General features: G+C 39.1%; 13 protein-coding genes, 1 pseudogene and 1 riboswitch. Of the genes and pseudogenes, 1 reads left to right on the top strand and 13 read right to left on the bottom strand.

The window, feature by feature from the left end:
- Positions 1-48: 48 nt before the first annotated feature.
- Complete coding sequence (locus tag CFK40_RS05460) at positions 49-942, top strand: LysR family transcriptional regulator (RefSeq protein WP_089531294.1); 894 nt, start codon at positions 49-51, stop codon at positions 940-942.
- A 96-nt stretch (positions 943-1,038) separates the two neighbouring features.
- Here the strand turns inward: CFK40_RS05460 and CFK40_RS05455 are convergent, their stop codons facing one another.
- The 13 genes and pseudogenes from CFK40_RS05455 to CFK40_RS05400 all read right to left on the bottom strand — a co-directional run bounded on the left by CFK40_RS05455 (position 1,039) and on the right by CFK40_RS05400 (position 13,062).
- Entirely contained in the window at positions 1,039-2,037 is a 999-nt protein-coding gene (locus tag CFK40_RS05455; RefSeq protein WP_089531292.1) for an aliphatic sulfonate ABC transporter substrate-binding protein, read from the bottom strand.
- Between the two features lie 21 nt (positions 2,038-2,058).
- On the bottom strand, positions 2,059-2,820 hold the full coding sequence (locus tag CFK40_RS05450; RefSeq protein WP_089531290.1) for an ABC transporter permease: 762 nt from the start codon (positions 2,818-2,820) through the stop codon (positions 2,059-2,061).
- Positions 2,798-3,595: an ABC transporter ATP-binding protein gene (locus CFK40_RS05445; RefSeq protein ID WP_089531289.1), complete on the bottom strand. Its 798-nt coding sequence runs from the start codon at positions 3,593-3,595 to the stop codon at positions 2,798-2,800. The genes CFK40_RS05450 and CFK40_RS05445 overlap by 23 nt, the downstream gene beginning before the upstream one ends.
- A gap of 268 nt (positions 3,596-3,863) precedes the next feature.
- On the bottom strand, positions 3,864-4,784 hold the full coding sequence (gene cysK / locus CFK40_RS05440) for a cysteine synthase A (protein WP_089531287.1): 921 nt from the start codon (positions 4,782-4,784) through the stop codon (positions 3,864-3,866).
- A gap of 166 nt (positions 4,785-4,950) precedes the next feature.
- Entirely contained in the window at positions 4,951-6,000 is a 1,050-nt protein-coding gene (locus CFK40_RS05435; protein WP_089531285.1) for a homocysteine S-methyltransferase family protein, read from the bottom strand.
- A gap of 88 nt (positions 6,001-6,088) precedes the next feature.
- Positions 6,089-6,189, bottom strand: a riboswitch (SAM riboswitch).
- Between the two features lie 265 nt (positions 6,190-6,454).
- Positions 6,455-7,228, bottom strand: a complete 774-nt coding sequence (locus CFK40_RS21765) for an SPOR domain-containing protein (protein WP_405196585.1) — start codon at positions 7,226-7,228, stop codon at positions 6,455-6,457.
- Positions 7,229-7,255: 27 nt separating this feature from the next.
- Positions 7,256-8,047, bottom strand: a pseudogene (locus CFK40_RS21760) (N-acetylmuramoyl-L-alanine amidase); the annotation flags it as partial.
- 271 nt (positions 8,048-8,318) lie between these two features.
- Positions 8,319-8,705: an ectoine synthase gene (locus CFK40_RS05425; protein ID WP_089531282.1), complete on the bottom strand. Its 387-nt coding sequence runs from the start codon at positions 8,703-8,705 to the stop codon at positions 8,319-8,321.
- Positions 8,706-8,760: 55 nt separating this feature from the next.
- Positions 8,761-10,038 (bottom strand): diaminobutyrate--2-oxoglutarate transaminase, encoded by a 1,278-nt coding sequence (ectB, locus tag CFK40_RS05420; protein WP_089531280.1) that lies wholly within the window; start codon positions 10,036-10,038, stop codon positions 8,761-8,763.
- The gene (gene ectA, locus CFK40_RS05415; RefSeq protein WP_089531278.1) at positions 10,038-10,574 is read right to left on the bottom strand and encodes a diaminobutyrate acetyltransferase; all 537 of its coding nucleotides are present in this window, start codon (positions 10,572-10,574) and stop codon (positions 10,038-10,040) included. Before ectA ends, ectB begins: the two co-directional genes overlap by 1 nt.
- A gap of 265 nt (positions 10,575-10,839) precedes the next feature.
- Positions 10,840-11,685, bottom strand: coding sequence for a YitT family protein (locus CFK40_RS05410; protein ID WP_227001873.1), 846 nt, complete (start codon positions 11,683-11,685; stop codon positions 10,840-10,842).
- A 108-nt stretch (positions 11,686-11,793) separates the two neighbouring features.
- Positions 11,794-12,246: a hypothetical protein gene (locus tag CFK40_RS05405; RefSeq protein ID WP_089531275.1), complete on the bottom strand. Its 453-nt coding sequence runs from the start codon at positions 12,244-12,246 to the stop codon at positions 11,794-11,796.
- Positions 12,247-12,249: 3 nt separating this feature from the next.
- Complete coding sequence (locus tag CFK40_RS05400) at positions 12,250-13,062, bottom strand: DUF3100 domain-containing protein (RefSeq protein WP_089531273.1); 813 nt, start codon at positions 13,060-13,062, stop codon at positions 12,250-12,252.
- Positions 13,063-13,068 lie beyond the last annotated feature (6 nt).

The raw sequence follows: 13,068 nt of genomic DNA, 5'->3' as shown, positions 1-13,068 counted from the left end.
TCATTTGGTGACTTTTTGAACATCCTCTATAAATAAGGTGGTATTTTAATGGAAATACGTCATTTACGTTACTTTATAACCGTTGTAGAACAGGAGACATATACGAACGCCGCTTCAATGCTACACATATCCCAGCCCTCTCTAAGTACAACAATTAAAAAATTAGAAATTGAACTAGGTCTCACACTAATGGATAGGAGTACCCGCGAATCGAGTTTAACGAAAGAAGGGAAAATACTGTATCAAGAAGCTAAAAAATTGATAAACCATTTCGATCATGTATCCGAAGAAATGACACGCCTAAAACAACAGGGTCCGTTAGAATTATCATTCGGTTTAATAGAATCCTCTAAATCTTGGGTTCCAAAGATAATAAAAGAGTTTAAAAAGGAATATAATGATGTCCACATAAAAATATTTGATATCTTAAGCTTAGACGAGGTAGTAAAGTCCTTAAGTAATTTTGATGTACATCTAGCCATTACCAATCAATATATAAACAATGAAGAAATAGAAACCATACCGATTTATGAGGAGAATTTAGTCGCTATACTACCGCCTTCGCATCCTTTAGTTGCAAAAAACTACATTAAAATTAGCGACTTAGAGAATGAGGAATTTATAGTATGTAAAGAAGGGTTCCAAACTCGCGAAGATATTTTAAATGCATTCCGTAAGTCAGGAGTCAAACCAAACATTCAGTTTGAAATTGAGAGGTTCGAAACTGCTTGCAGTATGGTGGAAGAAGGTTTAGGTATTACTGTGGTGCCTGAGAACTATGTTAAGTATTCAAAGAAATTTCCGTTTCATGTTAAAAAAATACAGGACTCAAATATATCAAGAACCGTATATCTAGCTATAGATAAAAACAGATATTTACCACCATTAGTTAATCGGTTTATAAGGTTAATAAGGAATTTTTTTGATGGGGATGATACTTAGTTTAGGATAAACAAAAAGCTTGTAGAAAAACACTCGACCCTGAGTGTAGTGTATCTACAAGCTTTTATTCTCCTTAAGAACAACCAGCATTAACGTTTATTCAACAAAACTAGTATCAACTAATCCCTCTAAATCTGGCTTTTCCTTCAAAAACTCAAGTTCATAGGAAGAATTAGCAAAATCTTGCAGGACATCTCCGTTCACTTCATACGTGAAATCTATCCGTTCCCATGCATTATCAATGACTGATTTAGAAAGCTTCTGATCCGTAATGTCTTTGATTTTATCGATGGCAATTGTTTTCGCTTCTTCTGGGTTATCTTTAATAAACTCGGTTGCTTTTTTATGTGCGTCTACGATACTTTGAACCATGTCAGGATTGTTTTTGACTAGATCTTGTGATGTGACAAATACAGCCGCTGGTAATGTTTCACCATAGGCAACGTCGGCGGTGTCTACGAGTACTTCCCCACTACCTTTTGCTTCAATCACAGATGCCCATGGTTCTGGAACTGTTGCCGCATCTACGTTTCCTGCTACAAACATGCTGTGATAGGTGGCGGGTTTCCCTGTGACGTGTTTCATTGATCCGTCAATACGTTCAGATGTGATGCCAAATTCTTCTTTCATCATCGTTTCGAACTGAACGTCATGCGTGCACCCAACATGTGGGGATATAAAGGTTTTGTCTTTTAAGCCTTTAGGTGCTTCTATGTTAGCCCCTTTTCTAGCCATAATGACAGTACCACCTGTTGATCCTGCCGCAACGATATTAATTTTTGCACCGCTTATAAAGTGATTCATTGCTGGACCAGGTCCAACGAGTCCACCCTCAATTTCGCCTGTTTCAATCGCGGTCATAAATGCCGCTCCACCCGGGAAATATTTATAGTTTACCTTTGTTCCATCAGGTAATGTTTCTGCATACAGTTTTTTCTCTTCAGCTACCATTCCTGCAACGTGGTTAATGTTCGGGAAGTATCCAATTGTGATTTCTTTTGACCCATCACTACTTGCTGATTCCTCGCTACTTCCACATGCAGCTAATACAAGGCTAAGTGTGACGAATGCCATAACTAATAAAAGTTTCTTCATTTATGTTTTTCATCCTCTCTTTTATTTGACCAAACCCCAACGCTTCATAACGTTTTTCTCTAATTTTGAAAATACGAGCTGATCGACGACCGCTCCAATCAATCCGATGATGATAATGATGCCGATGACTTGATCCATACGGGCATAATCTTGAGCGTATCTTAATGAATAGCCGAGTCCAGGTCCGTTACTGAGTAGTTCACCTGCCATCAATGCGCGCCAGCTGAATGCCCAAGCAAGCCTGATTCCTGACATGAAATACGGAATACTTGCTGGCACTTCAACTCGGTAAAATAACCCGAAGCCCTTCGTTCCCATCGTTCTTGCTGCACGTATAAATTGCGGGGGAACATTGTGAATAGCGGATCTGACGTTTAAGCCCATGACGAATGTTCCACCTAAAACGACGACAAAAACAACTGCAAATTCTGTGAACCCAAACAGCATAATAGCGAGTGGAACCCAGACAATACTTGGAATACTTTGCAGGGCAACTAGATACATACCAGCCGTTTCGTCTGCTTGTTTGGATTTGCCAAAAATCACTCCTACAATCGTTCCAAACAGGATAGCCAACGACAATCCAATAAGTAAATGTTTAAGACTTGCCCCAAGTGCCTTGACGAAGTCCCCACTCGCAAATCCGTCATATAACGCTGTAAAGACTTGAATTGGAGATGGAAAAATAATATCTGCAAACACATCTATTGAATAAATAAATTGCCATAAACCAATAACCGCTATTAAAAATAGAACACGTTTAATGACTATAGTTAATTTCATTTGATAGCTCTTCCTTTAAGACTTTATTAATTTCCCCTTCAAGCATATCCATCACTCTCTTTTCAAGTTCAATGACGGCGGGGTCTTCCCGTTTTCTTGGTCTCGGTATATCTATTTTAAAGTCAGATATGACACGGCCTGGGCGCGTTCCCATAACAATCACACGATCTGATAGTTTGATAGCTTCTTGTATGCTATGTGTGACAAAAAGAATTGTTTTTTGTGTTTCTTGCCAAATTTTAATTAATTCATCTTGTAAAATATGGCGTGTTTGTTCATCTAGTGCTCCAAATGGTTCATCCATTAATAAAACTTTAGGGTCCATTGCTAGTGCACGGGCAATGGCTACCCGTTGCTGCATCCCACCTGAAAGTTCATAAATGAAACTATTTTTAAAACGGCTTAAGTGAACCATTTTCAAAAAATGTTTGGCCTGCGCACTCGCTTCTTTTTTACCCATAATCCCTTTCAACGGAAAGGTAACGTTGTCGTGAACATTAAGCCACGGAAATAGGGAAGGCTGTTGAAAAACCATGCCCCGGTCAGGCCCAGCCTGCTTAATTTCCTTTTCTTGAAGCAAAATGGATCCTTCTGTGGCGCTTTCGAGTCCAGCCACCATCGATAGTAAAGTCGATTTCCCACAGCCAGACGGTCCTAGGATAGATACGAATTGGTTTTCAGATACGTTTAAGTCAATATCGGAGAAAACGGTAAAAGATGATTGCTGATCTTGATTGGTAAAGGTTTTTCCTACATGATTCATTTGAAGAAACACCAAACTACCTCCTTATTACGACAATTCCTATAAACGAACTTGGTTATAAACCAGTATACGCATCCGTTGTTGAATGTGTCAATCCTTTTTTCACTTCAAAACGTTCGTACATTTTATCTCTATATCATGCGAGGTAAAGGTGTAGGATCTATTTGGCAAGAACAGGTCTAAATCTCGCGTGAAAGATAAATTTCAAGCAAAACTCATTTAAAAATCATTCCACCGCGCGATTTAGCCTAGCCTGTTAAACATTACAAACAAAACACAATTATTCATCAATCAAATTCATACTAAGATACCGTTCACCACTATCAGGTGCTATACATAATACGCGTTTCCCTTTTCCCAATCGTTTCGCAACTTCAATTGCGGTATAAATGGATGCCGCTCCAGACAACCCGACAAAAAGGCCCTCATCCCTTGGTAACTTTTTGAACATGTCAATCGCAATCGCGTCCTCTATCTGCATAATCTCATCATAAATTCCTGTATTTAAAATGTCCGGAATGAAACCTGGACTAGTACCCACTAGCTTATGACTACCAGGTTTTCCCCCTGATAAAACTGGCGACCCTTTTGGCTCCGCAATTGTAATCACAAGCTTCGGTAGTTTTCCCTTTAACACTTCGCCTGTCCCTGTCACGGTTCCGCCTGTTCCTGCTGTGCATACAAATGCATCTAAGTTCCCGTCCATTTGTTCATAAATTTCAAGGGCTGTTGTACTTCTGTGTACGTCTGCATTTGCATGGTTCTCAAATTGCTGTGGAATAAAACTACCAGGGTTTTCAGTACGCAACTCCAAAGCCTTTTTGATAGCTCCAGGCATTTTCTCCTCGCTTGGAACCAATACAACTTCCGCACCATAAGCTTTTAAAATATTTCTTCTCTCCATTGTACTGTTATCAGGCATGATCATAATTGCTTGGTATCCCTTTGCGGCAGCGGCCATGGCAAGCCCAATTCCCGTATTTCCACTGGTCGGTTCGATAATCATGCCACCTGGCTTCAATAAACCTTTTTCTTCCGCAACCCTAATCATGTTTATTGCAGCGCGGTCTTTAACACTCCTGCTTGGGTTAAACATCTCTAATTTAACAAAAACATCTGCTGCATCCTCTGGGACAAGCTTGTTCAGCCTTACGATTGGTGTATCTCCCATCAATTCTGTTACGTTATTTACAACTTTCATTCAAGACACCTTCCTAACTTAATTCCAAGTAATCCTCTCTATATAATACTAATTAACTTCTGGTCTTTACAAACTATTTGTCTGTCTACTCTAGTATGATTCATATCTGAAAAAAGCTTGTAGAAAAAACTTTTTTCTACAAGCATTATTATTTCACTCATTCCCATTATGCTTTCAACCGATAACCCAAATTATGTTTTTTTAGTGTTTCGTCTTTTCCAAATAAGAAATGCTTTTCCATGTCAGGTGAGTATTTTGAATTAATTGTTTCAACTCCTACCGCTTCTGCTACAGCACGCAACATTGCTGGTGATGCACCGCAACATAAACCGATATAGTTAATGCCGATATCTTTTGCCTCTTTTGCCCACTCCGCCAATTCATAGCGGTTATGGTAAAGTGGATCCAGCGCTGTTGGGAAAGTTGTTTCTAAAGGTAAATGACAGCTACATCCTCCATCAGGTAGGTTAAAGAATGTCGGGTTTTCTTCACTTGTACGGTATGGGATAGGTAAGCCACCCACATATCCATCAACACTTTTTCGAATGTCCGCGAGATATGGTTGCATCGTCTCAGGACCCCTGAAACAATTCATGCCAACAACCAATGCACCTTGTTCAGAAAGGATTTTACACGATTCATCTACCGTGTACCCATCTCTTAGAATATTTTCTCCCATTAATCCAAATGTAATGACTGCTGGCAAATCCTGTTTTTGGATTTCTTCCAATGCAATAAGTGCTTCTTCATGGTAATAAAACGTTTCACCATTTATGAAGTCGACTCCTTCTTCCTTACACCACTTTACCATTTCTGCAAATATACCTCTTACTTTAGTCTTAGATTCAGGGTCTTCTGGGTCAAAAATATTCGTATTGGAAATATTCCCAGCTACCAGCGCTTCCTCTTTTGGATTCTCCTTAGCAACCTCTTTTGCAAGACGGATAGCATTTCTATTTAACGGCTCTAATAGCTCTTCTTTACCAATAATACGCATTTTTTCCCTGTGCGCATTATATGTAAAAGCTAATACAACATCTGAACCAGCATTCATATAATCCCTGTATGCTTGTTTAAGCGCCTCCGGATTATCTAGTGCCACCTCAGGAACAAAGGAACCAGCTTGTAAATATCCTCTTCGTTCTAATTCAAATAAATAACCTTCCCCACAAATGACAGTTCCTTCTCTTAAACGTTCTTTCAAACTACGCTTCATTTCTTTTCCTCCCTCGTATACTTTTAATAATCAAAAATAAAACCCCTTCTTTAGATAAGAAGAGGTTTAGGCCCGTGGCTAGTTGCTCTTCTTATCTCCAAGCTTTACACTTCTGGAATTAGCACAGTATTTAAAAAACCTGTTGCTGAGGTTTCAAAGGGCCAGTCCCTCCACCTCTCTGGATAAGAAATCTAACTATTTAATTATTATCAACAGGTTACATGTGTTGCTACCGAATGTCAAGCTTATTTACTATTATTTCGAAATAGGATCTGTAAATTCTTTTAGATAACGAAATTAGCATTGTCTTTGAGTACATATTCCACTGACAAATCTGGTAATAATAACTGGAGCAATTATCGTTTGATAGATTATTTGAAGGATGGTTTGGAAAAAAATTCTGCAAATCCAATAGAAATATTGCCTGTCGGTGCCTGTTTAACAGGCTTTAAAACTAAACTTGAATCTCCTCTATAACCGTTTCCAATTCACTAATAGAAGTTTCCACTATTCTTTCATACAAGCGCAAAATAGACTGTCCATAGTTATCTCCCGGGACGGCCCATTTACCATTTAAAGCCTGCCATGTTGGCGCGCTCCCCCGTTGAACTAAATCAAAACGTGGATCTATCAATGGATGCTTGTCTGGCAATGATTCCGTAGAAGCATAGGCAAATAGATGTTGAATGTGTGCAAGAACTCCATCTCTTGGAGTAGCAAAACTAGCGCCTTGATTATCAGGCCCCGTAGCACCGATTCCAGCATAATTATTCTGCCCAGCTTCAACGACACCTGTAAAACGGAAATAGTCGGTTTCATGCAGGGCTTGCGCGAAAGCAATATCTCCTTTAATACCATAATACTCCCCGAATTCTAAATAATAGCTTCCTAAAACGGGTGCATTTGGATTAATAGCCCGCACATACCGATTTAACTGTTCCGGAGATACAAGAACTGGCCCTGAAATTGGATATCCTGAAACAATAGGTTCATCCTGATTCTGATCCTGATCCCGATCTACAATAATAAAAGCATTTTCAATCCCTGCTTCTCTAACCCTTGCTAACCGTTCCTCAGCATTTTTCCTGTCTTCAAAAGCTCCAGCCTGAACACGATACCAAGTTTCACCTGATATATTGGTTGGGTCGACAAAAGCAGGAATTCCCTTGGAATCAAGGTAACTAACCCGATCATCTGCATTTTTCTTTTCCTTAAAAGATCCTGCAATAACATTATAGGTTGTTACCGTAGTAGTTTCCTCAAGAATATAAGCATCGCCTATTCCAGCTTCCTTAACCTTCGTCAATCGCTGTTCCGCATTATCACGGTTCTCAAAAGCCCCAGCCTGAACACGATACCAAGTTTCACCTGATACAGTAATTTCGCCAAAGAAAGCAGATATCCCGTTGGAATCAAGGTAAGCCACTCGCTCTTCAGCGTTCGCTTGTTCTTGGAAGGAACCAGCAATCACTTTATATAGAACATCAGATGATGATACTTTTTCCAGATTAAAGGCACGCTCGAGACCATTCACATGCCCCCGGGCTACTTTTTGACGATAGGAAGGGTCGGCCAATTTCGCAGCGTTGCTCGCATTATCAATAAAGCCATTCTCCGTTAATAAGGCTGGCATTATCGATTCGCGTAATACATGAAAGTTAGCCTGTTTTTGCCCCCGATCCGTTAATTCATTAACAGCAGTAATTTCACTGTGCAAAATATCCTGATACTGCGCTGTCAGGGAGGAATCAGATAAACCAATATAAATATAATCCTCATATCCTTGCGCAGATCCATTGAAGGCATTGCAATGAATCGACAAAAAATAGTCCGCGTTCCATGCGTTGGCTTCATTTGTACGTCCCTCTAAACTTACGGAAGTATCCGTTGTACGGCTCATATTCACCTCAACATCTTTATATTCGTTGTTCAGAATATCTCGGACGCGTAAGGCAATATCTAATACAATATCCTTTTCCTTTAAACCGTGTCCACTAGCGCCTGGATCAGAACCACCATGACCTGGATCTAAATAAACTTTAACCATTAAATTTCCCTTCTTTCTAGCTATTTGCCACAGATTTGTAAACACTACCGAGTACTTGGCAAATTAGTACTCTATTTATTCTATGATTTAAGGAGAAAACCCGCTGGGGCAGCTGTTCTTATAAATCTGAAAACAGGTGATTGTCCAAGTTTATGTTCTAGTTTAATGTTAGAGATAGAAAAGTAATCAATCGTACATACTAAGTGCCTGTCACCCGAAACTATTCGTAATAGCTTTGGGTGACAGGCACTTGTGGTTAAAGCAATTTCCTTTATTCTGTTAACAACGGATAATATCCTTCTTCATTATGTGTTTCTCTTCCTACAAGTGGTGGGTTAAATACACACACCATGCGCATTTGCGTTCTTGCCCTGAGTTTATGTTTATCGTTATCATTTAAAAGGTACATTGTTCCTGCTTTAAGCTGATAAACATCTCCAGTCTCAACCTTTTCAATTTCTCCTTCGCCTTCAATACAATAAACTGCTTCGATATGATTTTTATACCAGAAATAACTTTCTGTACCTGCTTTGATAATGGTATCATTCATACTAAAACCGACATTGTCCTGTTTCAATATAAACCGACGACTTGACCATGTTTCGCCAGACTTTTCATCCTCTGTTCCAATAATATCTTCAAGTGATTTTACGATCATTTCTACTTCCCCATTTCTTTATAAGTTAGTTTGATAAAAACATATTGCATATTAATTATTGTGCAAGAACATGTTTAATACTTTCATCGAGTATTTTGAGTCCCTTATTAAGGCCTTTCTCATCAATAATAAGTGGTGGGAGAAATTTAATAACTTCATCGTTCGGTCCCGATGTTTCCACAATTAAGCCACGCTCGAATGCTTCCGCGCAAATTTCACCTGCGAGACCATATGTATCAATTGCTAGTCCCTGCATTAAACCTCGTCCGCGGGCCTTTCCGTTTAGTTCTGGGTACTTTTTTATGATAGCTTCAATAGCGTCATTCAAAATACCAGCCTTTTGCCCAATTGCTTTACTAAAATCGTCTGTTTCCCAGTTTGTTAACGCTTCTCTTGCAGCAATAAACGCTAGGTTATTTCCACGAAATGTTCCATTATGCTCTCCAGGTCCCCACTTGTCATACTCAGGTTTAATTAACGTAATCGCCATTGGTAGTCCGATGCCACCGATTGATTTCGAAAGACAGACAATATCCGGGTTAATTCCAGCGGGTTCAAAACTAAAGAAAGTACCAGTTCTTCCACAGCCAGCTTGAACATCGTCAACGATTAATAGAATGTCCCAGCGTTTACACATATTATCTATCTTTTTCAGCCACTCCAATCTAGCAGCATTCATACCGCCTTCCCCTTGAACCGTTTCTAGAATAATAGCGGCCGGTAACGCTACACCGCTTCCATTATCCTCTAGAAATTTTTCTATATAGGCGATTTCATCCTGATCTTCCACATAGTCATCGAATGGCATCGATACAGTATGATGAAGGGGAATCCCTGCTCCATGTCGTTTAAATGAATTTGCTGTTACAGAGAGGGAACCGATTGTCATTCCATGAAATGCATTCGTAAAACTAATTACCGTATCACGTCCTGTTACTTTTCTAGCTATTTTCAGTGCACTTTCAACTGTATTCGTGCCAGTTGGTCCTGGAAACATTACCTTATAATCGAGTTTCCGAGGTGTAAGAATTACCTCTTTAAAACGCTCAAGAAATTCTTTTCTTGGAGTTGTTCCCATATCTAGGCTATGAATAAGTCCATCATTACGAATATAATCGATCATTTTTTCTTGCATCATGTCATTATTATGACCGTAATTTAGTGCACCTGCCCCTGCAAAAAAATCAATGTATTCTTTTTCATCTATGTCCCATAGCTTATACCCTTTGGCCTTTTCAAAAATGGTTGGCCATCCTCGGCTGTAACTTCTCACTGCTGATTCCATTTCTTCAAACGTTTTCATTTTCGCATTACTTAATACTGCAGTTGTCATCAAATCGCCCCTTTTTTCAATTTGTTTTCTTCTTGAATAGGTCCAATCTTATACAATAATTCATCTTCATGTCCTTTTTGCGGAAAGTCAGTTGATGAAAAATAATCACCTGTTACACAATTCGTATCGAGCTTTTCCGCAAAACCATGAAACAAGTTTTGTGATGGCGTATTTGATGGTGAGACAGTCGCTTCAACATAGTGAATATTTTCACAAGACTCACGTTGCAATAGTTGAAACAACATCTTCGTTCCGAGCCCCCTGCCCCGTTCTGATTCATGAACAGCTACTTGCCAGATGAACAACGTATTCGGTGTATCTGGGTGAATAAAGCCGGAAATAAAACCAACCGTTTCCCCTTCATCTATAGCCACAATCGATGTTTCCGAGAAGATTTCACACCACATAAGATAGCTATAAGAGGAATTAAGGTCAAGAACACCTGTATGTTTTATAAGTTCCCAAACAGCTGCCCCATCTTTTTTATTAGGCACGCGAAAATGAAATTCAGTTTTTATATCTTTTGTTTTTGTCATTTCACTAGTTCCGCTTTTAATGTTCTCACCTCCTGATCAATTTTTAAAACGCACTATAATAGCATAAATTGAATTAACTGATTTCGTCAAAACGAATTAAACGTTGTATAGCCTGTTTAAGCGTGATTCTATAGGATTAACGTTACTGAATCGGCTTAGCCTATAATCTGCTACCAAATGGTACATAATAAACAGAATTTTAAGTACAAAGAGCCTGTCGCCTGAAACTATTCTAAATAGTTTCAGGCGACAAGCTCGCACGTTTTCAAGCTCCCTTATAACCTTTCCTAAATATCTCTTGTACAGTGTGGACTGTTACATAGGCATTTGGATCAATATCTTGAACAATTTTCTTTAACTGGACAATTTCTTGTTTATTGATAACAAGATAGAGAACTTCCTTATTCGCCTTTGTATACCCGCCTCGCCCTTCTAACACAGTTATACCACGGGCCATTTTGTTTGTTACTTGATCGAGCACTTCTCCTGGATAACTAGAGATGATCATAACGGCTGTCTTTTCATTTGCTCCTTCGACGATGATGTCAATTATTTTAGCACCAACATAAACGGAAATTAGTGTGTACATCGCTTTTTCCTGTCCAATAATAAAGACAGATCCTGCGATTACAATAATATCCACAACTAGCACACCTTTCCCAATGCCCCAGCCTAATCGTTGATTCGCTACCTGCGCTATTATGGCTGATCCGCCGGATGTTCCGCCCGCGCGGAAAATTAATCCGAGGCCGATACCAATTGTTACGCCTGCAAATAAGGCAGCTAATAATGTATCACCGTTCAAATATTCACCTACATCTACTGTAAGATGCAAAAAAATGGAGGATGCAACAATAGAAATGATTGTGTATACAATTACTTGCTTACTAAACAACTTGTAACCTACCGCCACTAGAATTGCATTAAGCACAAAGTTAACAATACCTGGTGACCATTCAAATAAATAATAGGTAACAACCGTAATACCAATTATTCCTCCCTCAGATAAGCGATTAGGGATGGCAAAATAATTGATACCAAAGGCAAATATAAAGGAACCAATAATAATTAAAATGATTTCGTTTATTTCTTTTGCTGTTACTCTGTTCACGTACGATCCCTCCTTTACCATCAGTTTACACTATTTGTTACTTGATAAAAAAGGCTGTTAGCAAGTAGCACTAGTATAGCACCACACTTAAGCTAACAGCCCTATTAATTAAATAATTCCTTGGATCCGTAAAACAATTTCTGCAATAATGGCGGACCCTAAAAACGTCCCAAGCAAAACGCACATACCAACAACAATTGTTTTCCAACCTAATTTAGCAAAATCAAACCAAGACCTGCCAACCGAAATACCAGCATAGGCCAAAATTGGTGTGGCGATGGCTAGCAGATTTACCTTTGCTGTCCAAACATTAATTTGTTCCGAACCCGGAAAACCAGGAATCGTAATAATTAATCCTATGATTCCGATGTAGGCAATACTCGGAAGTTGAAAAGGTAAAAGTCTGTGAATGATTAAACCAGCCAGACTGATAAGAATTAAAATAATGATTCCTGGAAGTGCATCAAGCGGTAGTACCTCATATCCTATCCAGTTGCCAATTAACATAATTAATCCAATTATAGTAAAAACCATTACCCACTCTTGAATGCTTTTTAACATTGTTTATACTCCCTTTGAATCTTGTTTTTGATTATTTTTCTTTTTTGTCATCACTTCATAAAGCTTTACTGTCAATGGCAAACCAATAAATATACTCATATATAAACCTGTCACAGAAGAGATAAGATTACTGACACCTGAAAAGGCAGTTAGTGTTTCTTTCATCTCAGGAAAAGCGGCAACAAGCGGCCCTAATGCTGCCGCAGCCATACTACCGCTTCCTATACCAGTTGCCATTGCAAAGGAAAGGGGATGCAGTGGTGTAACGGTTGCTAAAAAACCAGAAAGCAGCCCCATGAAAATAGATCCAAAAACGGTACCAAATATATACATGGCCATTACTCCACGGCCTTCCGCTGAAGATAAACCATACTTGTCGGTAATTAATGCTAAGTTTGCCTCTCTAGCAATCGAGTGGGTCATCCCAATACTTTCACGTTTTATCCCAAGAAAAATCGCTAACGGCAATGCCAAGAAAATGGTACCGAGATTCCCGAACTCCTGAAGTATAAAGGCTGGACCTGCTGCGATTATTTCTGGCATCGCAGGACCTGCTTGTACACCAAATTTTGCAATAAGCAATGCCACTGATAAAAAGACCAACGTTTCGGCATTTTTTGATTGTTTTTCTTTAACCACTGGTGTGAAGTACAGTATAAGTCCAATGATAACTGCATAAAGCATCGGCAATAATAGAATCACGCCAGGTCCTACGGTGATCCCATGTGTCCCGATTAATTCAGTCACAATCACAATAGCCAATACAATTCCATGCAGACGCCAATCTTTCCATAAATTCAAAGCTTGTCCAGCCATTTCGAT

Origin of the sequence: Virgibacillus necropolis (assembly GCF_002224365.1) — a bacterium.
In the GTDB taxonomy this organism is placed as follows: Bacteria; Bacillota; Bacilli; order Bacillales; family Amphibacillaceae; genus Virgibacillus_F; species Virgibacillus_F necropolis.
Note: the sequence above shows the minus strand (reverse complement) of the source record. Positions and strands in the feature narration are given on the sequence as shown.

Excerpts from the sequence above, each read along its gene's own strand:
- CFK40_RS05425 (WP_089531282.1), bottom strand. The coding sequence starts at position 8,705 with ATGATCGTAAAATCACTTGAAGATATTATTGGAACAGAGGATGAAAAG.
- cysK (WP_089531287.1), bottom strand. The coding sequence starts at position 4,784 with ATGAAAGTTGTAAATAACGTAACAGAATTGATGGGAGATACACCAATC.
- CFK40_RS05450 (WP_089531290.1), bottom strand. The coding sequence starts at position 2,820 with ATGAAATTAACTATAGTCATTAAACGTGTTCTATTTTTAATAGCGGTT.
- CFK40_RS05405 (WP_089531275.1), bottom strand. The coding sequence starts at position 12,246 with ATGTTAAAAAGCATTCAAGAGTGGGTAATGGTTTTTACTATAATTGGA.
- CFK40_RS05435 (WP_089531285.1), bottom strand. The coding sequence starts at position 6,000 with ATGAAGCGTAGTTTGAAAGAACGTTTAAGAGAAGGAACTGTCATTTGT.
- CFK40_RS05460 (WP_089531294.1), top strand. The coding sequence starts at position 49 with ATGGAAATACGTCATTTACGTTACTTTATAACCGTTGTAGAACAGGAG.
- ectA (WP_089531278.1), bottom strand. The coding sequence starts at position 10,574 with ATGACAAAAACAAAAGATATAAAAACTGAATTTCATTTTCGCGTGCCT.
- ectB (WP_089531280.1), bottom strand. The coding sequence starts at position 10,038 with ATGACAACTGCAGTATTAAGTAATGCGAAAATGAAAACGTTTGAAGAA.
- CFK40_RS05455 (WP_089531292.1), bottom strand. The coding sequence starts at position 2,037 with ATGAAGAAACTTTTATTAGTTATGGCATTCGTCACACTTAGCCTTGTA.
- CFK40_RS05400 (WP_089531273.1), bottom strand. The coding sequence starts at position 13,062 with ATGGCTGGACAAGCTTTGAATTTATGGAAAGATTGGCGTCTGCATGGA.